A 22,987-nucleotide genomic window follows, 5' to 3' on the forward strand; every position below is an offset into this window, starting at 1 on the left:
GAGTTAACCTGTCACAGAGTGGCGGGGAATAAAAATGGTTTGTCCCTGATGGCTCAGGCTGTCGACCGGATGCCCCAGACAGAGACTTAAATGACTGGTCGTCAGAATCTCGCGCGCAGTGCCCGCATGCCAGCTGCCATCGCCCATCAGCAACAGGGCATGGGTGGCGACACTGTTTGCCAGATTCAGGTCGTGGCTGACCATGACCACGGATTTCTGCTGTTCCCGGCACAGGCGCGACAGCAGCTGCATCACGCTGACCTGATGCGCCATATCGAGTGCATTGACCGGTTCGTCCAGCAGCATCAGCTGCGCATCCTGCGCCAGCATGGCAGCAATCGCCACCCTTTGCCGTTCACCGCCGGACAGACTGCGCACATCGCGGTCGGCAAGCGCATCCACATCCAGCGCACGCAGCGCAGCCTGCGCCTGTTCCAGATCGCCGGAAGATTCCCAGTACTGCGTGCCGTGATAAGGATGCCGGGCGCTCAGGACGGTTTCCAGTGCGGAATAACCGAAAGCGTCCGTTCTGTTTTGCGGCAGGAAAGCGCGCTCCCGCGCCAGTGCCGTCAGCGGCCATGTCGCCAGCGGTTCGCTGTGCAGCAAAATCTGGCCGGCATCCGGCTGCCGCAATCCGGCCAGCGTGCGCAGTAAGGTGCTTTTCCCGGCGCCGTTGCGGCCGATCAGGCACCAGCATTCACCGGGCAGTATCTGCCAGTTCAGCTGCCTGAGCAGACTCCGGCCTGCGATGGACAGAGACAGTTGACGTATTTCCATCAGCGCCTCCGCAAATGATGCAGTTGCAGCAGGAAAACCGGCACGCCGATGATGGCGGTAATCACGCCGACCGGCAGCTGTTGCGGCGCAATCACGGTTCGCGCAATGGTGTCGGCCAGCACCAGAAAACTGCCACCAGCCAGCGTCGCGGCGGGAATCAGCAGGCGGTGATCCGGCCCCAGTGCAAAACGGCAGGCATGCGGCATGATGAGGCCGACAAAACCGATGCTGCCCGCCGTGCTGACAGCGCTGGCCGTGAGCAGCGCGGCGCAGACAAACAAGGATTGACGCAAACGGCCGATATGCACGCCCAGCGTGCTGGCATTGTCTGCATGCATTGCCGCCACATTGATTGCCCGGGCACGGCGCATGACAAACAGCAGCACCGCACTGCCAATCAGCCACGGCAGATAACGTGACTGGGTATTCGACAGGTCGCCGATCATCCAGAACACCATGCCGCGCAGGCGGCTGTCGGGCGCGACCGATAACATCAGTGTAATCAGCGCACCGCAACCGGCGGCCACGATCACACCGGTCAGCAATAACAAAGGCGCGCTGCCATCGCTGCTGCCGGCGCCGCGCAGATCGCGGTATGCCAGCGCAAACAACAACAGGGCAACCGTGATGGCGCCGCCGAATGCGGCCAGATCGACCATCCAGAATGCACCATAAAACAGGATAGTCGCCAACGCCCCGACTGCCGCACCACCGGAAATGCCGAGCACATAAGGATCGGCCAGCGGATTGCGCAGCAGCGCCTGCATCAGCACACCGGCCAGCGACAAGGTGGCGCCGGTGATGAATCCGGTCAGCGCCCGCCCCAGCCGCAAATCCAGCAGGCTCGCGGCGAGGGATGCCGGTGTGCCTGAGCCCAGCTCAGATACTGCCTGCGATAATTCGGAAAAACTGAGTGACACAGAGCCAGTTATGCAAGCCAGCACGAGACTCGCCAGCGCTGCGGCAAGCAGCACAGGAATCGCCTGCCAGCGCGGAACGCGGACAGCCTGCCAATACCGCTCTGCGGAAGAAATCGCCATCTTTATCCTGTACGGCTGTTTTGCAAAAAAGAAGAATGCGCTGAACGCGCATTCCGGGAAAACCATCCGTCTGGCGACACCTGACGCCAGACTGCATCGGTTGACAGCGTTTGTCGTCATGACAAACGCTGTCAGTTTTTATCTGAAACCGTAGTTCAGTCCAACATACAGATTCGAACCGGGAGTGGCATAATTTTTCGCCAGCTCATAGTCCTTGTTGAGCGCATTATTCCAGCGGCCAATCAACGACAGATCTCTGGTCAGCGCATAAGTACCGTACAGATTCAGCAGTCCATAACCCGGCAGCATCTTTTTGTTTGCCACATCATCGTAACGGTTACCCGACAACACCGTTTCCACACCCAGCTTCAATGCAGACACGACATACTCTGCTGCCAGTGTGCCATGTTGCTTGGAACGGCGTGCCAGACGCAGGCCGGTGGTATCGTCTTTCGGGTCCTGCAGATCCAGCGAGCCGCGCAGACTCCAGTCACCGAGACGGGTTGCCGCGCCCAGCGTCAGGCCGGACATGGTCGCCTGATTCACGTTATAAGCACAGCCATAAGGGTGGGTCGCCGTTTCAACCGGGCAGACATAGGTGCTGACCAGCAGATCCGTGGCTCTATTCTGATAATACACGGCACTCAGCTGCGTATCACCCAATTCATAATAAACACCGATTTCCGCATTCTTGGCGCTCTCCGGCTTATTGCCTGCCACACCGTAGCCCGGGTAATACAGTTCATTGAAAGTCGGTGCGCGGAAGCTGGTGCCGTAGCTCGCATTGACACGCCAGGCATCACTCAGGCGATAGCCGTATGCCAGATTGCCGGTGGTATTGCTGCCATACACGGAACTATTGTCGTAACGCACGCTGGCACTGGCCAGATGCGCATCCCGCTTCAGCACATAAGATGCGGCGAGCGAGCCGGTGCGACGTTGGCCGTTTAAGCCTGCGATGGTGGTGGCTACATTTTCTTCACGACGTTCTGCGATCAGTTGCAACACATCTTTGTCGATACGGATATCGTTCTGCAACGTGATGAAACTCTGGCGGGTGTCGATTTGGCTCTGACCGTATGAAGCATCGGTAAAGGTCTGGTCAGCGGACTGCGCAACCTGCAGGGAAGCTGTCCAGATATCGCTGATTTTCGTTTTACCATGCAGCGTAATCGTTTCCAGATTCTGCACATTATGGTCGTCATACGACGGACCGGCATCAAACTGGGCATTCAGGCGGCTTTTCAGGTAGCTCGCTCCGGCTTCGCTATCGCGGCTGATCTGCAGGTTCATGCGGGCACTGAAGCTGTCGAGCTTGTAACCGTCTTTATCCGGGTTATAGGTATAAATGCCGGCACCGGGCTTGGTGGCGGAAAAACCTTCGTTTTCATCATGCCCGGCATTCAGCGCGAAGCTCAGGCTGTTGGAAATGGAACCGCTGATTCCGGCCTGCATCTTGCGGGTGCCGTAGCTGCCCACGCCGACCGCTGCTGTCGGGCTCAGTGCCCCGGCTGTTTTTTTGGTGAAAATCTGGATCACACCGCTCATTGCATCTGCGCCATACAGGCTAGACAACGGACCATACACGATCTCGACGTGATCAATCTGATTCAGCGGAATATTGGACCAGGTCGCGCCGCCAGTGGTGGAAGAACCGACGCGCACGCCATCGACCAGCACCAGGATTTGCGAGTTGTTGCCGCCGCGCATAAAGAGCGCGCTATTGGTACCTGGGCCGCCATTGCGGGCAATCTCGATACCACGTTGCTGTTGCAGCAGATCGACGATCGTGGCTGCACCGGATTGTGCGATTTCTTCAGCGGTGATGACTGCATTATCGGCCAGCACATCTTTAGCAGCCTGTGCCTGACGGCCTGCCGTGATAATCACGCTGGAAGCAGTGGAAGCAACGACGGCATTTGCTGTCTGCGCGGAGGAAACGGAAGGAAATGCGGCGGCCACGGCCAGGCCGATGGCGAGAGGTTTCAGTACAGAATTCATGATGTAGAAAAATAAGCTAGGCGCACAGCCAACGTCCCCGCAGGCTGTCCTGAACAAAGCGTACAGAAAAGATTTCGCCGGGCAATGCCCGGGATGAGAATTGACGCAGTATTCCTGCATCAACTATTCACGAAAATCCCCGTCCGTATCACTCCACTTATTCTGGCCGGTATCCGGGCTGACAAGTATCACCATCTGACCTTCCCATGCAATTGCACAGTGGTGTTGAGAGATGGCTGTCACAATTTCTCAATGACAACTTGCACACCGTTGCGGGGGCAGCACATTGCTGTTTATCCGGAGCCTGATTCGTCAGCCAGGCTGACTGGTGAGCAGGTCCGGTACACATCATGTTTCCCGTTTAACCGCAGACACGATCATGTCCGCGAGCACCAAAACTTCGCTATTTTAATGGCAGAACCGCAGTGCAGCAAGGTTGGCGCAGCGGCGGCACCTTATAAAGCAACAGATAACGCATTCATGGCAGACGCATTTTCCTGTTTCCTGACTCAGATCAATGCGTTGGCCGTGAGCGAAATTTCATGACAGGAACCGAAGTCCAGCGTCACCTGCCGGGTGCTGACCAACTGCGCCAGTTCAGTGTGTGACAAGGCAGCATTCCATGCCAGGATGACGCGGATCACGCCGCCATGACAAACCAGCACAGCTTCATCCTGCCCCGTCTGCTGAGCGGTACGCAACAGCTCGCGTAAAAAACTGTCAACCCGGCCGACCATCTGCAGCAGGCTTTCGCCGCCTCCCGGACAATAATGCGCGACATTCTGCGCCCAGGCTTCAACGTCGACACGGGGGATCGCAGACCAGCTCCGGAGTTCCCATTCGCCAAACGACATTTCCATCAGACGGGCATCCGTTACCGGACGTTCATGCAGCAGCACAGCCAGTTGATGGCAGCGCTGCAAAGGACTGCTATAGACCGGAATCCGCCCTTGCCAGCGCGGATACATGCTTGCGGCGAGCCGGATGCAATCTGTGTGGCTGACCGCAATATCGGCCTGTCCGTAACACACATCAGAATCAATCTGCGGCGCTGTATGGCGGATCAGATGCAGGCGCACAGCAACGTTATCCGGCGGCGACCTCATTTTGCCGCGTGCGCCAGCAGCCCAAGATAAAACACCACTTCGGTGACCTGCTGGACAGCCCCCAGACAATCGCCGGTATAACCACCTATTTTTCTGACAAACAATCGCGCCATCCAGAACGCCGCCAGCGACATCAGCATCAGCGCAGCGATCAGACGTTCCAGCACCAGTGGTTCGCATAACAGGATCACGCCAGCAGGCACCAGCACACTCAGGCAGGCGATGCCGAATTCGTTGGAACTCATGTGCTGCGCCAGCGGCTTGGCTTTTCCCTCGGCACGGGCATATTCCAGTAACCAGATCAGACTGCAGGAAAACAGCCGCGACAAAGGATGCGCAATCAGCAATGCCGGCACCACCAGCACGACGGGCAGGCTGACCAGCAAAATAAATTTACTCAGCAGCATCATACCGATGCCGATCGCCCCGTAAGCACCGATACGGGAATCCTTCATGATTTCCAGGGTGCGCTCCGCTGTCAGTCCGCCTCCCATGCCGTCACAGACATCGGCAAAGCCATCCTCGTGAAAGGCGCCGGTCAGCAGAAGTCCGGCAATCATCGACAGCAGCACGGCCACTGCTGCTGGCCACCATTGGACTGCAAAGATATACACGCAAGACACCACGGCACCGACCAGCCAGCCCACTGCCGGGAAATAACGGGAAGCCTGCTGCAGCCAGTCCGGATCGTACCCGACCCAGCGCGGGACAGGAATGCGGGTAAAAAACTGCACAGCAATAAAAAACAGCCGCAGCTGATGCAAGGTCAGTTGCGTGATATGGGTGAATGCATTCATCGGAACGCTTCAGTCAGCCGTTTTTTCACTGACGCGGGCGTCGCCAAAGGTCGCCATCTGGTTCAGGAAATTCACCGCCGCCTGCACCATCGGATACACCAGTGCCGCACCAGTGCCCTCACCCAGTCGCAGGTCGAGTTTCAGTAAAGGAGAAACCTGCAAGGCATCGAGCATACGGGCATGACCGCTTTCGTCGGACTGATGTGAAAACACACAATAATCCAGAATCGCCGGCTGCAACCGCGCCGCGACCAGCAAGGCGCTGCTGACGATAAAACCATCGATCAGCAGCACCATGCGACGCTGCGCGGCTTCCAGCATAGCGCCCGTCATCATCGCGATTTCCAGCCCGCCGAAACAGGCCAGCACCTCCTGCGGCGCAGTCACACCGGCATGCAATGCAACTGCCGCCTCAATCACCTGCTGTTTATGGCGTATGCCCTGTGGCGATAAACCGGTTCCGGCGCCAACGCAATCCGCCACCGGAATGCCGGTCAGCTTGTGCATCAGTGCCGCCGCCGCCGTGGTGTTGCCTATGCCCATTTCACCAAAGCCCAGTACATTGCCGCTCAGTCCGCGCACCAGCTCACGGCCATGCCGGATCGCCTCGGCGCACTGCACGGCACTCATCGCAGGCTGCTTCGCAAAATTCTGTGTGCCGGGCGCCACTTTGCGGCCGGTCAGCCCGTTACGCTGTCCAAATTCATGCCGGACACCGCTGTCGACAATATGCAGCGCAATACCGTTCTGTCTGGCAAAGACATTGATTGCCGCACCGCCAGCCAGAAAATTTTCCACCATCTGCCAGGTCACATCCTGCGGAAATGCAGAAATTCCCTCTGCCACGACACCATGATCGCCTGCGAACACGATGATGGCCGGGTCGCGTAAAACAGGTGACGCGGTTTGCTGGATCTGGCCAATCTGGGCTGCCAATAGCTCAAGCCGCCCCAGGCTTCCCGGCGGCTTGGTCTTGTGATCGATCGCATGCTGCAGCAAAGCCTGCAATTCGTTGTCTCTGGCTGGGGCAATGTGCAGGTCAGAAATCATAGAGGTCATATTTTTCTTCTTTATGGATAAAATCGGTTCACCAGAATGACTGCCCAGGTGGCAACGGCAATCACAAATGTCAGCAGCACAGCGGCGCTGCCGAAATCCTTGGCATTTTTGGACAGCGAATGCCGCTCCAGCGAGACCCGGTCAACAACGGCTTCAATTGCCGAATTCAGCAATTCGACAACCAGAATCAGCAGCAATACCGCGATCATCATCAGCTTTTCAACCGCCGACACAGGCAGAAACAGCGCGATCACAGCGCCAGCCACCACCAGCACCAGTTCCTGCCGGAACGCATGCTCGATTTTCCAGGCAGAACGGAAGCCGTCGATGGAGTAAAAAAGTGCTGAAAAAATGCGCTTTAAGCCGCTCTTGCTTTTAAATTCACTGACTGGTTGTTCTGGTGCAGACATCTCGTTCCCTTATCGGATAAAAACGGCATATTGCAGGTACGCAAGACCGGTTCGCATAGCCAATGCCGCCGCCGGATTTTACATGACAAAACTTCCGTGTCACGCCGGAAAATCACAAGCAGCATCGGAGAAGGTGCATAAAAAGCGCCCGTTTCAGCCGCCAACCCGCCACATACAGCGGTTTGAAGGTGTGCCGGATGCCTCAGGCATCACGATCAATTTCCACGGATAAAGATGCGGATTTTGTATCGTTTTTGTCTGAATTGCTTTCAAGCCTATTATTTTTCTTCCAAAAGATGACTGTTTTTTTCACATTGTGGTATAACATAACTATTGCACTGCACCACATTTTCCATGAAAAACGACGCTCCCGCTTCAGAAAAAACATCCATTCAGGTCATTGAACGCATGGTTTCCCTGCTGGATGTCCTGTCCCAGCATCAGGACCCGGTCAGCCTGAAAGAACTTGCCATTGAAACCGGTCTGCATCCATCCACAGCCCACCGCATCCTGAACGATCTGGTAACGACCCGCTTTGTTGACCGTGCCGATACCGGTTATTACCAGCTGGGCATGCGACTGCTGGAACTGGGCAATATCGTCAAAAGCCGTCTGAATGTGCGTGAAGCGGCACTCGAATTCATGCGTACCCTGCACCGGCAGACCAATCAGACGATTAACCTGTCTGTGCGTCAGGGAGATGAGATTGTCTATATTGACCGCGCCTATTCCGAACGCTCCGGCATGCAGGTGGTGCGTGCCATCGGTGGCCGCGCGCCGCTGCATCTGACTTCCACCGGCAAATTATTCCTGTCGCTCGACGAGCCGAAAGCCATCCGCGCCTATGCCACCCGCACCGGCCTGGCGGGACATAATAAAAACTCGATCACCGACCTCAGCAAGCTGGAAAAGGAACTCGCTGAAGTGCGTGTCACGGGGTATGCACGCGACAACGAAGAGCTGGAACTCGGTGTGCGCTGTATGGCTGCCGGCATTCACGACGACAGTGGAAAAATGATTGCCGGATTATCGATTTCCGCTCCGGCCGATCGTCTGCAGGAAGACTGGCTGACCAATCTGATGGACACAGCGCAACAAATTTCAGCAGCGCTCGGCTATCGTGGCGGCGCCAGCAGCTGACGGATTCGGCAGCGCATGATTGCCGCTGCCGATTGCAGATTACAGATCGCCTTCTGCTGCTGATTTCCCCAACATAGCAAAAATATCGCCTGCGCTTTGACGGCACATCCGGGCAGCGAAATTCCGCTTACCCAGAGAAACGGCAGAATGGCGGCGTCATTTTTTTCAGGCATGGATTCTTTCCCGCTCTGCGACTCAGACGGCTGAACCAAAACGCTCGAAACGCGGCATGTAGTAACGGTCGCCGTCCAGTGAAAACATCAGATGTTTGATTTTTCCGGTGATCAGTTCGCGCTTAACCAGACCGATATAACGGGAATCCTTGCTGTTATCGCGGTTATCCCCCAGCATCAGAAATTGCCCTTCCGGCACGCTGACCGGACCAAAACTGCGCATGGCAGGACGCTCCGGCATGACGATGATCGGATGATTCAGACTGCCGAGTTTTTCCTGATAAACCTGCTGCTCACCGGCATATTCCCGTTGTGGCGTCAGATGACTGCCGCTGAGCTGCGACACAGTTTCGTAATTTGCCGCCTGACCATTGATGAATAAACGTTCTTCACGCATTTCAACCACATCGCCCGGCACGGCAATCAGTCGCTTGACCAGACGGGTGCCGTCTTCCGGTGAAGAAAACGTCACGATATCGCCGCGCTGCGGATCAGCCAGATGTTTGACAATCACATCGGTGAACGGGATTTTCAGGTCGTAAGCAATCCGGTCGCAAATCACGCGATCACCTTCCAGCAAGGTCGGATACATGGAACTCGACGGCACCAGATAATAGTCGGCAAAAGCGCTGCGCACCAGCAGCATACCCAGCATGAATGCGGCAAAACCTTTGTTATCTGCAATCAGTTTTTTAAAATTCAACATCCCAGCCTCCGTTCATAGTGACCCGCATTGATCATGCCTGTTTCCGCTGCCCGGACGAATTGAAGAGATTTTCCGGGAAAACAAACTGAACATCAGACAAAAAAATACCCCGAAAGTTCGGGGTATTTTGAATTCCGTTTTAAAAAACCGGGATTATTTTGCGTTCATCAATGCCACAGTCGTGTCGAGCATACGGTTGGAGAAGCCCCACTCGTTATCGTACCAGCTCGATACTTTCACCAGACGGCCATTCACTTTCGTCAATGTTTCATCGTAGGTGGAAGAAGCAGGATTGTGGTTGAAGTCAACCGACACCAGCGGTGCCTTGTTGTAATCCAGAATGCCTTTCAACCCACCTTCGGACGCTTCTTTCAGTACCTTGTTGATTTCTTCGACAGTCGTATCACGCTTGGCGATGAAAGTCAGATCAACCACAGAAACGTTGATAGTCGGAACGCGCATCGCGTAACCATCCAGCTTGCCGTTCAGCTCTGGCAATACCAGACCCACTGCCGCTGCTGCGCCAGTCTTGGTCGGAATCATGCTCATGGTGGCAGAACGTGCGCGGCGCAGGTCTTCGTGCATCACGTCGGTCAACACCTGGTCATTGGTGTAAGCGTGGATCGTGGTCATCAGACCGCTTTCGATACCGATGGCATCGTTCAGTGGTTTTGCCAATGGTGCCAGGCAGTTGGTTGTGCAGGATGCGTTGGAGATCACGGTGTCAGTTGCTTTCAATACGCCGTGGTTCACGCCATAAACGACCGTTGCGTCAACGTCTTTGCCGCCTGGTGCGGAAATGATGACTTTCTTTGCGCCGCCAGCCAGATGGGCAGAGGCTTTTTCTTTGGTCGTGAAGAAGCCAGTGCATTCCAGCACAACGTCGACATTCAGTTCGCCCCAAGGGATGTTCGCCGGATTGCGTTCTGCGAACACCTTGATCTTGTCGCCATTCACGATCATGGTGTCACCTTCCACACTGACTGTGCCCGGGAACTTGCCGTGCGCTGTATCGTAGCGGGTCAGGTGGGCGTTGGACTCTGCATTGCCGAGGTCATTGATCGCGACGATCTGGATCTCGTTCTTGAACTTGCCACCTTCGTAGTGAGCGCGAAGGATGTTGCGGCCGATACGGCCATAGCCGTTGATTGCGACGCGAATCGTCATGGTTTTATCTCCAAAGGACTAAACAACAATAAAAGAACAATAAAAGAACAATAAAAATCAAACTGTTTTGCAAAAATCTCAGTGTACTGCACTCGATGTCGGCATCGCATTCACCGATGCCATCAGCACCGACAGATCGCGCCAGCCGTAACCGGCTTCTTTCAGATCAATGCCATCCCAGGTAAATGCCTGTTCGTGCAACAAAGCGCCGCCCAGATCTTCGTAAAAATTACGGGCAATGGCATTACCTGAAATCACCCAGACCAGCAAATTGTCAGCGCCCTGCGCCTGCAATGTGCGGGCGACCTTTTGAACCAGACGGCGGCCGATGCCGGAGCGTTGCCACGCCGGACGCAGGTAAATTGCCGTCAATTCCGCACGCATTCCCAGCTTAGGTTCCGGCAACAACATGCCCGATGCAAAGCCGATGATGTGCCCCTCGCTTTCGGCGACATATACGCACACACGGTCACCTGCGGCAGGCAAAGCTTCGAGAATCTGCTTCCAGTGCAGGAAACTGTCCTCAACGCGCATCTGGTCCAGATAGGTATCCGGAATCATGCCGCGGTAGGTGGTTTGCCAGCTTTCCACACGCACGGCAGCAATCGCTTCTGCATCTGCCACAGTAGCACGACGCAGACTGATTTCTTTGATACTGCTCATAGCTTCGTTCATCGCGCTCAAGCCAGTGTCGCCTTGACCTTGGCAACCACGTTCTCAACTGTAAAGCCGAAATGCTTGAACAGGACACCCGCTGGTGCGGATTCGCCAAAGGTATCGATACCGACCACAGCGCCTTCCAGACCGACATATTTGTACCAGAAATCCGTCACACCGGCTTCAATCGCAATACGTGGCAAGCCTTTGCCCAACACCGCAGCTTTATATGCAGCATCCTGACGATCAAACACGTCCGTGGACGGCATGGACACAACGCGCACTGCGATGCCCTGTTCTGCCAGCGCAGCAGCGGATTTCACTGCCAGCTCGATTTCAGAACCCGTCGCGATCAGCACTGCTTTCGCATCTGCTGCATCTTGCAGAACATAGCCGCCACGCTGGATATCCGCGATCTGCTGGGCTGTACGTTCCTGATACGGCAGGTTCTGACGCGAGAAAATCAAGGTCGATGGGCCGTCATGACGCTTGACCGCATGCGCCCAGGCAGCAGCGGATTCCACGGTGTCACACGGACGCCAGTTATCCAGATTCGGGATCAGACGCAGACTGGACACGTGCTCGATCGATTGATGCGTCGGGCCATCTTCACCCAGACCGATAGAGTCATGTGTGAATACGAACAGGCTGCGGATTTTCATCAGCGCAGCCATGCGGATGGCGTTGCGGCTGTAGTCCGAGAAAGTCAGGAAAGTTGCGCCGAACGGGATATAACCGCCATGCAAGGCGATACCGTTCATGATGGCGCTCATGCCGAATTCACGCACACCATAGTTGATGTGATTACCGGCCTGATTACCGCGCACGGCAACGCATTCTTTCCAGTTGGTCAGGTTGGAACCAGTCAGGTCGGCAGAACCGCCGAGGAATTCCGGCAGCGAAGGTGCAAATGCCTGAATCGCATTCTGGCTCGCTTTGCGTGTCGCGATGTTTTCTTTTTTCTCAACGCAGGCGGCGATGGCGTTCGCTACCACTTCATCAAAATTCGCTGGCAGATCACCCTTCATACGGCGTGTCAGTTCAGCGGCTTTTTGTGGAAATTGTGCAGTGTAAGCGGCAAATTGTGCGTTCCAGTCAGTTTCGTTTTTCGCGCCATCGGCTCTCGCATCCCAGGCAGCGTAGACATCTGCCGGCATTTCAAACGGAGGCAAAGTCCAGCCCAGATTTTCACGCACCGCAGCCACTTCTTTGTCGCCGAGTGCTGCGCCATGCACATCGTGCGTACCCTGCTTGTTCGGCGAGCCTTTACCGATTACGGTTTTGCAGCAGATCAAGGTCGGTTTGGCAGATGTTTTGGCTGATGCAATTGCCGCATCCACCGCTTTGGCATCATGACCGTCCACCGCACGAATCACATTCCAGCCATACGCTTCAAAACGTTTCGGCGTATCGTCCGTGAACCAGCCTTCGACGTGACCATCGATCGAAATGCCATTATCATCCCAGAACGCGATCAGTTTATTCAGTTGCAGCGTGCCCGCCAGCGAACAGGCTTCGTGCGAGATACCTTCCATCAGACAACCATCGCCCATGAATACGTAGGTGTGGTGATCAACGATATTCATACCACCCTGATTGAACTCGGCGGCCAGCAATTTTTCAGCCAGTGCCATACCAACGGCATTGGTGATGCCTTGCCCCAACGGACCCGTTGTCGTCTCCACGCCCGGCGTGACATGCACTTCAGGGTGGCCTGCTGTTTTGGAATGCAATTGACGGAAATTTTTAATTTCATCCATCGACAAGTCATAACCGGTCAGATGCAGCAGCGAGTAATGCAGCATCGAGCCATGGCCATTCGACAGCACAAAACGGTCGCGGTTAATCCACTGCGGATTCGTTGGATTATGACGGTAATGGCCTTTCCACAATGCCACCGCAATATCCGCCATGCCCATCGGCGCTCCCGGGTGGCCGGAATTGGCTTTTTGAACGGCATCCATGGACAAAACGCGCACGGCATTGGCCATGGTGGTGAGTGTTGCAGGCTGAAGAGTTGAGATCATGACGATAGATGGTGTATTGAAGAAACTGGTCGAAATTATGCGGTACCTGAATGCGCGCCATAGCGGTATCCGGCAGGCTATTCGAAAATTAGATAAAACGATAAACTGCCATTTTACCAGAGCACGGTAGTGCGTCATATAGATGCATTTTTGGTAGCCCGTTACGGGGTCGTATTCATCTCATTTTGCCCCGGTTATCCTTGCCACATGGGAAACTTTTTATCACGCATTTCCGGGGCGTTATCGTATAATCAGATCCGTTTCTGCCTGGATTGCACCATCACTCTTCACTGACCTTCATGCCTCGTTTTTTTTGCCAGACACCGTTATCTGTCGGTGCCCTCGTTGATCTCCCTGCCGATATTGCCCATCATGCGCAGGTGCTGCGCCTGCAGCCCGGTGATGCCATCCAGCTGTTTAATGGTGAGGGTGGCTGCTATGTCGCCAGCCTGACGGTCATTGAAAAAAAACGCGCCAGTGCCGAGGTGAAGGTATTTCTGCAGGAAGAAAACGAGTTACCTTTTTCGCTGAATCTGGCACAGGCGCTGCCAGAAGGCAGCAAGATGGACTGGATTATCGAAAAAGCGGTTGAGCTGGGGGTCAGCAGTATTCAGCCGGTGGCGGCGCAACGCTCTGTGGTGAAGCTGAATGCCGAACGGGCTGAAAAAAAACTGGTGCATTGGGAAGGCGTGATCCGTTCGGCGTCCGAACAATGCGGCAGAAACCGTCTGGCGCATCTGGCCGCGCCGGTCGACATCGGAAAATGGCTGCAGCAGCAAGATATGCATCCACGCATCATGCTGTCTCCCCGCGCCGAACAGTCGCTGGCAGAGTGGGCGCGGCATCATCCGCCGCAGGCGATTTCCCTGCTGATCGGACCGGAAGGCGGATTGACTGAACAGGAAGAAAATCTGGCCATGCAGCAGGGCGTCCTGCCTTTGTCTATGGGGCCACGGATTCTGCGCACTGAAACTGCCGGACTGACGGCCATCGCCATTCTCAGCGCGGCCTGGGGCGGCATGTAATCAGTCATACCGTCTGGACGACTACCCGGGCAAGCGGTGTATCACTTCGGGGGAGGAAACGGATGATCTTTTACCGGTGCCTCTGTCACTACCGGCATTTTTGTTATCACGACAGGCTGCCACTGATCCCAGTCTTCGCCGAATAATTCGGCCGGATGCGGCGTCCGGTCAGCGCCATTGCCACAGCTCATGGAATCTGCCGGACAATACAGATCACATCCCCAGCAAATACGTTCCGGGTTCTTCGGATTGGCAGGAAATTTCTTGGCCATGATATGACGGACGAGTGAAGGATGTGCGCATTCCCGTTTTTGAGGAGAATGCCGGTTCATCTTACGCCTCTCCGACACATCCTTCCTTGATATGGGGCAATATTTTATGGGGCAATATTTCCGGCACTGTCCTGACCAGCGAGACTGATCTGGGGAATACCTGCCACAAGCTATAAGCCGCCAGCTCCCGCAAACTGCGGGAGTCGGGGCACTTCAATGGCTTTTATCATTCAGCATCATGTTGCGGATCATACTGACAGGGGTGCTGCCGTAACTCAGAAACTGTTCGTGAAAACGTTTCAGCTTGAATTGCGCTCCCTGCTGCTGTTTCAGCTCATCACGAAATGCCATGATCTCGCTGTATCCGCTGAAATAACTGGTCAGCTGCACGGAGCTGTACTGCACGCGCAGCCATTTGCCGCCCGCCTCTGCTTTGGTCTGAAATGCCTGATGCATCAGCAGATCTTTTGCCTCTGCTTCGCTCATACCGAGCACATGAACGCTGTAATCAAGAATCGTGTTGCAGATCGTCCGCAGATTCCATTTGTAATACATGAGCCACATCTCCGGTGCCTGATCGCCATAACCGGATTCGAGCATCATGCGTTCGCTGTAGACCGCCCAGCCCTCAATCATCGCACCGTTGCCGAACAGGGTTTTGATGACAGAAGGAGACTGATTCGCATACTGCAATTGCGTGTAATGGCCCGGAATCGCCTCATGGATATTCAGTATCTGCAGCACCCAGCGATTGTATTCGCGCAGCGTGCTTTCGATCTGTTCCGGCGTCTGTCCATCCAGTGGTGTCACGTTATAGTAAGTTTTATCATTGGGTCTGAAAATGCCCGGAGCCTCAATCGAAGCCACTGTCACACCACGTTCGTATTCCGGCGTTTCACGCACGATCAGGGGCTTTTCAGTATCCAGACTCAGCAGGTCATGCTCGCGTATCCAGTGCTCCAGCACCGGAAGCTGACGCCGGATTTCCGGGTAAAGCTCTTTCGCAGCCACATGCTGCTCGGATAGCTTGTCGATCACCATGGCAATTTTCTGGACGCGGTCTGCCGGTTTCGCGGTATCGCCCATAGTTTTATCCCATAGCTGATCAGCCAGTTTTTCCATGTTGTCGTGCGCTGCCTGCTTGGCAACCAGGGCGCGCTGATACATCTGTTCCGCAGTCAGTCCGGATTGGATGTCAGCTTTGAATTTTTCTTCATACAGTGCGCGTCCGATACGGAAAGAGCGGGCCGTGGCAGGATTCAGCGATTTTTCGGTATTTTCCAGAAACTGCACATATTCCTGAATCGCCGTGCGTGCCCGGCGCAGTCCGGTTGTCAGTGCAGTCTGTTCCGCATGACTTAATTTTTGTTCTGCGGCAGCCGACTCCAGCGCTGCCAGCACAGAAACCGCACCGCTGCTCTGACGGATTGCCAGACGGGTATGTTCCGGCGTTGGCTGGCTGATGCTGGCTCTGGCGGCGGCATAGTAGGCCGGCACCTGTTGCAGACGCCGGATCGCCGCCCGGATACGCTGTATCTTCGGCGCATAATCCGTATTCAGAATTGCGTCAAAACCGCCGGCAATATTATGCTGGGACGGGTTCCAGGAAAATTCGCGAAAGCGCGTCAGATACCAGCGTGTGCCGTTCAGGTAGTTCTGCATCAGTACCAGATCGGTCTGCTCCCGGGGCGCTAACCGCGTCGCATCGACTTGCTGCAACCGTTGCAGCCAGCGTTCAGCAAAAGCCACGTAAGCATCGCGTTCCGTCTGCCCTGGCAGCGCCAGACGGTCGGCCTGTGCAAAATGTCCGGCAGACATCGCCAGATCAGGGTCCTGCTGCCACAATTCCTTTAAAAAAATTGCCTTAAGTTTCTGAAAATCCAGATCCGCCTGATGGCGATCCGCAGCCGGAACAGGCCCCGCAGGAGTGACGGCAGAGTACGCCGGTAATGAAGCAGCGGGCAGCAAGCCCGCCATCAGGCTCGCAAGTAAAAGGCGGAAACCGTGTTTTTGCATAAAAATATCCGGAAACAGTTCAGGAAATCTGGCATGTGGCAACGCAGTGCCACGCCCGGCAGGAAATCACAACATCGTTAATATATTAAGACTCAGGGACTATCTCAAAAATATGTCTAAGCGTCAACATTCGTGCTGTTGAGCCGCCACAGCAGTGCGACTTGCCCGCTCTTACTCTATATCTGCGATCATTCATAGACAGGATGCATCGCGCCATACCCCCGGGCAGTATGTGAATAAATCGCCTTATCCTCTATATAAAACATAGGTGCTACTTACATACTCCCCGGCTTTTATCTCATCCTGCCGATTGTTTTCACCCCGTAAAAACTGAACAGCCCGTTCCCGGCGGCATTCTTTGTTACACTCCCTGCTGCTTCTTTTTCTGAATAAACCATTTCCATGAATACCTCCTTACCGCAGTTGCACTGGATTGAAGACGGGCAAGCGCGGAGTTGCCGCTGGCATGCAGAAAATGGCAGCCCGCCGCCTAAAAAAGTGCAGGTGGCAGATGAACGGCTGAATGCGGATACGGCGTACCGCCTTGCCTGCGAAGGTACTGCGCTGCTGTGGCGGGGTGATTTTCATCAGGCCAAGCAAATGCTGCAAGCCATGGCTCGGCGTATCGACAAAAAACCGGCAAAGAAAAAAACACCGCTTGCCGCCGACGCCCATACCGCTTTTAATCTGCATCGCCAGGCGCAATCGCAGCGTGCCCGGGTGCTGGCCATGCTGCTGATTCCGTTTGATGCCGATTACCGGATTCCGCTGCGACGGTCGCCCGATGTGCAACTGGCCTGCACCGAGGCTTATGGAGCGCCAGCCACTGCCTTTGTCGCTTCTTTACGCGAACTGCTCGGCATCATCGGTGCGCATGAATGGCGCAGGAACGGGGTTGAAGTTGCCGCACTCGGAGCAAAAATTCATCCGCATTACGGTGTTTTTTCCCCGGTTCGCGGCGAATACATTGATCTGGTCGGGAAGGCGCGTCTGCCCTCCACCGAACTGGCATTCGACATCGGTGTCGGCAGCGGTGTATTGTCCGCCGTGCTGGCAAAACGCGGGATGCAAAAAATCATTGCCACCGATCAGGACCCGCGCGCGCTGGCATGTGCCAGAGACAATCTGGAACGCCTCGGCCTCGCTGCACAGGTAGAGTTACAGCAAACCGATTTATTCCCGGCTGGAAAGGCGCCGCTGATTGTGTGCAATCCGCCGTGGCTGCCTGCCCGGCCCAATTCACCGGTTGAACATGCCGTCTATGACCCCGAAAGCCGCATGCTGCGGGGATTTCTGGCCGGTGTCGGCGCGCATCTGGAACCCGGTGGCGAAGCCTGGCTGATTATGTCCGATTTCGCAGAACATCTGGGATTGCGCAGCAAGGAAGAGTTCTGGCAATGGATTGACGCCGGCGGTCTGACTGTCAGCGGAAAAATGGATATCCGGCCACGCCATCCGAAATCGACAGACGCCAGCGATCCGCTGCACGCCGCACGCGTACAGGAAGTGACATCCCTGTGGCGCTTGAAATTAAAGTAACCCCGGATTTTTATTGCGGCAAGCTGCCGTCAGGCATGATTTGTGATGTCCGGGTTCATTTCACGCTTTCTTAGTTTTAATTTTTGATTTTTTTCTTTGTTTTAAGCATTGTATTTATGAATAAACCAACCCGAATCCTGACATTTAAATGCACCAGCTGCAGCAAACCCGTGCAGGTCTTTTTACAGAAAGTGTCTGCCTGCGCCCATATTGCGCCGTATCAGGGCATCTGCAGCTGCGGAACCGTCATGAAACATGCGACCGGCAATCAAGAAGCGGTCGAATCCTATATGCAGTCCGATTCCGTCACCTGGTCACACCATCACTGAGACTGACGGCTCGCTGCGCGGCAAACCAGGTGTTCCGGTACTGAACACGGATTTCAGCACCGGCATTTGCACCGGACTATGACCGGATACCCGCGCCGGATGCGTTTTTAGAAGTCCTTCCCCGCGAAAGCATTTATAATCGAAGGCTTTTGCAGCTGTTTCTGGACATAATGAAGGTATTTCGCGGACTTCCGAATGCCGCCTCCCGTGCTCCCTGTGCATTGGCGATAGGTAATTTTGATGGTGTGCATCGCGGCCATCAGACTTTGCTCGCGCATTTACGTCAGGCAGCCAACCAGTTGGGTCTGGAGTCGGCTGTTATGACATTTGAACCACATCCACGCGCTTTTTTTGCCAAACTCGCCGGAGATTTATCCAAAGCGCCCTCCAGAATTGCCAATCTGCGCGACAACATGACATCGTTGCAGAGAGCCGGTGTCGACCGCGTGATTGTCGAACATTTCAATGCCCATTTTGCCGCGCTGTCGCCGGAAGACTTTATCCGCAAAGTGCTGGTCGAAGGTCTGCACGTCAAATGGCTGATGGTCGGCGAGGATTTCTGTTTCGGTGCACGCCGGGCGGGCAGTATCGCGACCCTGGAAGAAGCCGGCAAACGCTATGGCTTTGAAGTCCAGACCCTGCCGGCAGTGCAGAATAAAGGTGTCAGAATCTCCTCATCGGCTGTCCGTGCTGCTTTAGCGCAAGGCAATTTTGAAGAAGCGCGCGAACTGCTCGGACATCCCTACCGGATCTCCGGCCATGTGATCCACGGCCAGAAACTGGGACGCACGATCGGGTTTCCGACCCTGAATCTGCGCATCGCACATCATCGTCCGGCGCTCACCGGCATCTTTGTCGTCCAGGTACATGGCCTGGCAGAGCAGCCTTTACCGGCAGTCGCGAGTCTGGGTGTGCGCCCGACGGTTGATGACAGCGGCCGGGTACTGCTGGAAACCCATGTGTTCGATTACGCCGGTCATGCCTATGGCAAGGTGGTGCAGATTGAATTTCTGAAAAAACTGCGCGACGAAGAAAAATACGGCGATCTGGAAACCCTGACCGCTGCGATTGAACGTGACGCCGAACAGGCGCGCACCTATTTCGGCGCCGCCTCACGAATTCCGGCCAGTAGCGCCACCGACCGAATTTGAAGCTCTGTCAGGCTAATCAGCATTGCACGACAACACCGCTGTGCGCAGTAAACAGATGCTTCCACCTGTATTGATAAATTCAAAGAAAATCATTATGTCCGATAACAAACCTGCAAAAGCTGCCAATAAATACCCGGTTAACATGACCGAAACACCCTTCCCTATGCGTGGCGATCTGGCCAAGCGCGAACCGAAATGGGTCAAGGAGTGGCAGGATAAAAAAATCTACGAACGTGTGCGCAAAGCTGCTGCCGGTCGTCCGAAATTCGTTCTGCATGATGGTCCGCCGTATGCGAATGGCGATATCCATATCGGTCACGCTGTGAATAAAATCCTCAAGGATATGATTGTCAAAGCCCGCACGATGGCAGGCTTTGATGCGCCGTATGTACCGGGTTGGGATTGCCACGGCATGCCGATCGAAATCCAGATCGAAAAACTGCACGGCAAAAATCTGCCGGTAAATGAGGTGCAGTCCAAAGCCCGCGCTTATGCTGAAGAGCAGATCGCCCGTCAGAAAGCTGACTTCATCCGTCTGGGCGTATTGGGTGAATGGGATAATCCTTACAAGACCATGAACTTCAGCAATGAAGCGGATGAAATCCGTGCGCTGGGTCAGTTGCTTGACAAAGGCTACGTCTATCGCGGTCTGAAGCCGGTGAACTGGTGTTTCGACTGCGGCTCTGCGCTGGCAGAAGCCGAAGTGGAATACGAAAATAAACGTGACCCGTCGATCGACGTTGGTTTTCCGTTTGCCGAGCATGACAAACTGGCGCAAGCGTTCAAGCTGGATAAGCTGCCGCATCAGAACGGCTTCTGCGTGATCTGGACTACTACTCCTTGGACCATTCCATCGAATCAGGCACTGAACATGCACCCGGAAATCAGCTACGCGCTGGTGGAAACGGCACGTGACGGCGCACCGCTGTTGCTGATCCTGGCGCAGGAACTGGTGGAATCCAGCCTTGCAGAATATGAACTCGAAGGCAAGGTCATCGCGACCTGTAGCGGTGCTGATCTGGCAGAAATCCGCTTCAAGCATCCGCTGTCATCGCTGCATGAGGGCTATGACCGTTATTCGCCGGTCTATCTGGGCGATTATGTGACGCTCGACAGCGGTACCGGCGTGGTGCACTCGGCGCCCGCTTACGGTATCGAGGATTTCCAGTCCTGCAAAGCGCATGGCATGAAAGACGACGAGATCATCGCGCCTGTCATGGGTGATGGCCGCTATGCATCGAGCCTCCCGTTGTTTGCAGGCATGACCATCTGGGAAGCCTCCAAGCCTATCTGCGATAAATTGCGCGAAGCCGGTGCGCTGTTCTCGCTGAAAATGTTTGACCACAGCTATATGCACTGCTGGCGTCATAAAACACCGATCATCTACCGCGCCACCTCGCAATGGTTCGCGAGTATGGATAACACACCGAAAGACGGTGGTGCCTCGCTGCGCGAAACTGCGCTCAAAGCGATCGACGAAACCGCATTTTTCCCTGGCTGGGGTAAAGCGCGTCTGCACGGCATGATTGCGAATCGTCCTGACTGGACTCTGTCGCGCCAGCGTCAGTGGGGCGTGCCGATGGCATTTTTCCTGCATAAAGAAACCGGCCAACTGCATCCACGCACACCGGAATTGCTGGAACAGATCGCCCAACGCGTAGAGAAAGAAGGTATCGAAGCCTGGCAACACATCGAAGCCGCCGACCTGCTGGGTGATGACGCTGCCATGTACGTAAAAAACCGCGACACGCTGGATGTCTGGTTCGATTCCGGCACCACGCATTTCACTGTCTTACGCGGCTCGCACAAGGCGCAGTCAACGTATCCTGCCGATTTGTATCTGGAAGGCTCGGATCAGCATCGCGGCTGGTTCCATTCCTCCCTGCTGACAGCCTCTATGCTGGATGGCCACGCACCGTACAAGGCCTTGCTCACGCATGGTTTCGTGGTGGATGGCGAAGGCAAAAAAATGTCCAAGTCCAAGGGCAACGTGGTGGCGCCGCAAAAAATCTCTGATACGCTGGGTGCGGACATCCTGCGCCTGTGGGTGGCATCGACCGATTACTCCGGTGAATTGTCGATCTCGGACGAAATCCTGAAACGGGTGACCGAAGCCTATCGCCGTATCCGCAATACCCTGCGCTTCCTGCTGGCGAACACTGCAGACTTTGACTTCAGCAAAGATGCCGTGGCAGTCGATGCGATGCTGGATATCGACCGCTATGCGATTGCTAACATGGCGCTGCTGCAAAAAGAGATACTGGCTCACTACGAGAGCTTTGAATTCCATCCGGTCATCGCCAAGCTGCAGTCGTATTGCTCCGAAGACCTGGGCGGATTCTATCTGGATATCCTGAAAGACCGGCTGTACACCAGCGGCGTGAATTCGCCGGCACGACGCTCTGCGCAGACGGCCATCTGGCACATCACTCAGGCGCTGCTGCGTCTGATGGCACCGACTTTGTCCTTCACCGCCGAAGAAGCCTGGCAGTTCTTTGCAACCACCGAGGCCTATCAGGACAGTAGCGAAACCATCTTTACCCAGACTTACTACCAGTTGCCGCTGGTCGCAGGCACAGAAGCGTTGCTGGCACGCTTTGCAACGCTGCGTACCGTGCGTGCAGACGTGACGAAACAGCTGGAAGAAGTACGGGTGGCCGGCGGCATCGGTTCCTCATTGCAGGCGGAGGTCTTGATCAAAGCCAGTGGGGAAAAATTTGCCGTGCTGAACAGCTTTGCGGATGATCTGAAATTTACCCTGATTACCTCTGCCGCCAGCGTAGAGCAAGTCGCCAGCGAAGCAGAAGAAACCGTTATGGTCACGCCGTCTAAGTACGAAAAGTGCGAGCGTTGCTGGCATTATCGTGCTGATGTCGGTGCCCATGCCGACCATCCGGGTCTGTGCGGACGTTGCCACAGCAATCTGTTCGGCAGCGGTGAGACACGCCGTTTTGCCTGATTAACCTGATTTGCAGCAGGTTGTGTACGGTCATACACTGACCGTACACAGTCGTTAGCAGGGCTCCGTTCCACTCATTACCAGTTAATGGATTCATCTTCATGGCAAGTAAAAAATCTCCGAAACCCGTATCCCGTCCGTCCAGTTCCGGCAACAGTCTGATTCCCTGGCTGGGACTGGCAACCATCGTCATCCTGCTGGATCAGGTCAGTAAGATCACCATCACTAAATTGTTCGCTTATGGCGAGTCACTGGCCGTCACCGGATTTTTTAACCTGACGCTGGTATATAACAAAGGGGCCGCATTCAGTTTTCTGGCGGCCGAGTCCGGTTGGCAACGTTACCTGTTTACGACAATCGGCCTGATAGCGGCTGCTTACATCACGTTTCTGCTGAAACGTCATTCCTCGCAAAAACTGTTTTGCTGGGCGCTGTCGCTGATCATGGGCGGCGCACTGGGAAATGTGATTGACCGGCTGCTGTATGGTCACGTCATTGATTTCCTGGATTTCCATTATCAGGAGCTGTACCACTTCCCGGCCTTTAATATTGCCGACAGTGCCATCACCATTGGTGCAGCCCTGTTTATTCTGGATGAATTGCGCCGCGTCAGAAAATAAGGAGTACCGATTATGG

The 22,987-nt window shown here is 55.1% G+C and carries 21 protein-coding genes and 1 riboswitch; of the genes, 8 read left to right on the plus strand and 13 right to left on the minus strand.

From position 1 onward, the window contains the following. Positions 1 to 3 precede the first annotated feature (3 nt). From H8K27_RS15805 to H8K27_RS15835, 7 genes are all read right to left on the minus strand, one after another. Positions 4 to 777, minus strand: coding sequence for an ABC transporter ATP-binding protein (locus tag H8K27_RS15805; protein WP_186864138.1), 774 nt, complete (start codon positions 775 to 777; stop codon positions 4 to 6). Continuing rightward, positions 777 to 1,817 carry a FecCD family ABC transporter permease gene (locus H8K27_RS15810; protein WP_186864139.1) on the minus strand — a complete coding sequence of 347 codons (1,041 nt, stop codon included), beginning with the start codon at positions 1,815 to 1,817 and terminating at the stop codon, positions 777 to 779. Before H8K27_RS15810 ends, H8K27_RS15805 begins: the two co-directional genes overlap by 1 nt. Before the next feature lie 138 nt (positions 1,818 to 1,955). Then, the gene (locus H8K27_RS15815; RefSeq protein WP_186864140.1) at positions 1,956 to 3,818 is read right to left on the minus strand and encodes a TonB-dependent receptor domain-containing protein; all 1,863 of its coding nucleotides are present in this window, start codon (positions 3,816 to 3,818) and stop codon (positions 1,956 to 1,958) included. Positions 3,819 to 3,965: 147 nt separating this feature from the next. Further along, positions 3,966 to 4,230, minus strand: a riboswitch (cobalamin riboswitch). A gap of 97 nt (positions 4,231 to 4,327) precedes the next feature. Then, positions 4,328 to 4,924: a histidine phosphatase family protein gene (locus H8K27_RS15820; protein WP_186864141.1), complete on the minus strand. Its 597-nt coding sequence runs from the start codon at positions 4,922 to 4,924 to the stop codon at positions 4,328 to 4,330. Next, the gene (locus tag H8K27_RS15825) at positions 4,921 to 5,721 is read right to left on the minus strand and encodes an adenosylcobinamide-GDP ribazoletransferase (RefSeq protein WP_186864142.1); all 801 of its coding nucleotides are present in this window, start codon (positions 5,719 to 5,721) and stop codon (positions 4,921 to 4,923) included. The genes H8K27_RS15820 and H8K27_RS15825 overlap by 4 nt, the downstream gene beginning before the upstream one ends. Before the next feature lie 9 nt (positions 5,722 to 5,730). Further along, a complete protein-coding gene (cobT, locus tag H8K27_RS15830) occupies positions 5,731 to 6,780 on the minus strand; it encodes a nicotinate-nucleotide--dimethylbenzimidazole phosphoribosyltransferase (protein ID WP_230419426.1) in 1,050 nt (349 codons plus the stop codon). Positions 6,781 to 6,791: 11 nt separating this feature from the next. Then, the gene (locus H8K27_RS15835; protein WP_186864143.1) at positions 6,792 to 7,190 is read right to left on the minus strand and encodes a diacylglycerol kinase; all 399 of its coding nucleotides are present in this window, start codon (positions 7,188 to 7,190) and stop codon (positions 6,792 to 6,794) included. Between the two features lie 82 nt (positions 7,191 to 7,272). On the opposite strand from H8K27_RS15835, the gene H8K27_RS15840 reads away from it, so the two are divergent. Next, on the plus strand, positions 7,273 to 7,422 hold the full coding sequence (locus H8K27_RS15840) for a hypothetical protein (RefSeq protein WP_186864144.1): 150 nt from the start codon (positions 7,273 to 7,275) through the stop codon (positions 7,420 to 7,422). A gap of 122 nt (positions 7,423 to 7,544) precedes the next feature. Further along, positions 7,545 to 8,330 (plus strand): IclR family transcriptional regulator, encoded by a 786-nt coding sequence (locus H8K27_RS15845; protein ID WP_186864145.1) that lies wholly within the window; start codon positions 7,545 to 7,547, stop codon positions 8,328 to 8,330. Positions 8,331 to 8,525: 195 nt separating this feature from the next. Here the strand turns inward: H8K27_RS15845 and lepB are convergent, their stop codons facing one another. The 4 genes from lepB to tkt form a co-directional block, all read right to left on the minus strand. Then, positions 8,526 to 9,209 (minus strand): signal peptidase I, encoded by a 684-nt coding sequence (lepB, locus tag H8K27_RS15850; RefSeq protein ID WP_186864146.1) that lies wholly within the window; start codon positions 9,207 to 9,209, stop codon positions 8,526 to 8,528. Positions 9,210 to 9,362: 153 nt separating this feature from the next. Further along, complete coding sequence (gene gap, locus H8K27_RS15855; protein WP_186864147.1) at positions 9,363 to 10,376, minus strand: type I glyceraldehyde-3-phosphate dehydrogenase; 1,014 nt, start codon at positions 10,374 to 10,376, stop codon at positions 9,363 to 9,365. Between the two features lie 78 nt (positions 10,377 to 10,454). Further along, positions 10,455 to 11,039, minus strand: a complete 585-nt coding sequence (locus H8K27_RS15860; protein WP_230419427.1) for a GNAT family N-acetyltransferase — start codon at positions 11,037 to 11,039, stop codon at positions 10,455 to 10,457. A 17-nt stretch (positions 11,040 to 11,056) separates the two neighbouring features. Beyond that, positions 11,057 to 13,060 (minus strand): transketolase, encoded by a 2,004-nt coding sequence (gene tkt, locus H8K27_RS15865; RefSeq protein WP_186864149.1) that lies wholly within the window; start codon positions 13,058 to 13,060, stop codon positions 11,057 to 11,059. 299 nt (positions 13,061 to 13,359) lie between these two features. On the opposite strand from tkt, the gene H8K27_RS15870 reads away from it, so the two are divergent. Next, entirely contained in the window at positions 13,360 to 14,085 is a 726-nt protein-coding gene (locus tag H8K27_RS15870) for a 16S rRNA (uracil(1498)-N(3))-methyltransferase (RefSeq protein ID WP_186864150.1), read from the plus strand. 41 nt (positions 14,086 to 14,126) lie between these two features. Here the strand turns inward: H8K27_RS15870 and H8K27_RS15875 are convergent, their stop codons facing one another. Continuing rightward, entirely contained in the window at positions 14,127 to 14,357 is a 231-nt protein-coding gene (locus H8K27_RS15875) for a DUF3079 domain-containing protein (protein ID WP_186864172.1), read from the minus strand. A 213-nt stretch (positions 14,358 to 14,570) separates the two neighbouring features. Next, complete coding sequence (locus tag H8K27_RS15880) at positions 14,571 to 16,373, minus strand: DUF885 domain-containing protein (protein WP_186864151.1); 1,803 nt, start codon at positions 16,371 to 16,373, stop codon at positions 14,571 to 14,573. A 402-nt stretch (positions 16,374 to 16,775) separates the two neighbouring features. On the opposite strand from H8K27_RS15880, the gene H8K27_RS15885 reads away from it, so the two are divergent. The 5 genes from H8K27_RS15885 to lspA all read left to right on the plus strand — a co-directional run bounded on the left by H8K27_RS15885 (position 16,776) and on the right by lspA (position 22,971). Beyond that, positions 16,776 to 17,912 (plus strand): methyltransferase, encoded by a 1,137-nt coding sequence (locus H8K27_RS15885; RefSeq protein WP_186864152.1) that lies wholly within the window; start codon positions 16,776 to 16,778, stop codon positions 17,910 to 17,912. 116 nt (positions 17,913 to 18,028) lie between these two features. After that, on the plus strand, positions 18,029 to 18,241 hold the full coding sequence (locus H8K27_RS15890) for a hypothetical protein (RefSeq protein WP_186864153.1): 213 nt from the start codon (positions 18,029 to 18,031) through the stop codon (positions 18,239 to 18,241). A gap of 170 nt (positions 18,242 to 18,411) precedes the next feature. After that, on the plus strand, positions 18,412 to 19,392 hold the full coding sequence (locus tag H8K27_RS15895; RefSeq protein WP_186864154.1) for a bifunctional riboflavin kinase/FAD synthetase: 981 nt from the start codon (positions 18,412 to 18,414) through the stop codon (positions 19,390 to 19,392). 94 nt (positions 19,393 to 19,486) lie between these two features. Then, positions 19,487 to 22,351 carry an isoleucine--tRNA ligase gene (gene ileS / locus H8K27_RS15900; RefSeq protein ID WP_186864155.1) on the plus strand — a complete coding sequence of 955 codons (2,865 nt, stop codon included), beginning with the start codon at positions 19,487 to 19,489 and terminating at the stop codon, positions 22,349 to 22,351. 101 nt (positions 22,352 to 22,452) lie between these two features. Continuing rightward, positions 22,453 to 22,971, plus strand: coding sequence for a signal peptidase II (gene lspA / locus H8K27_RS15905; protein ID WP_186864156.1), 519 nt, complete (start codon positions 22,453 to 22,455; stop codon positions 22,969 to 22,971). The last annotated feature ends 16 nt before the right edge of the window (positions 22,972 to 22,987 follow it).

It is taken from the genome of Cognatundibacterium griseum, assembly GCF_014284195.1.
Classification (GTDB): Bacteria; Pseudomonadota; Gammaproteobacteria; order Burkholderiales; family Burkholderiaceae_D; genus Undibacterium; species Undibacterium griseum.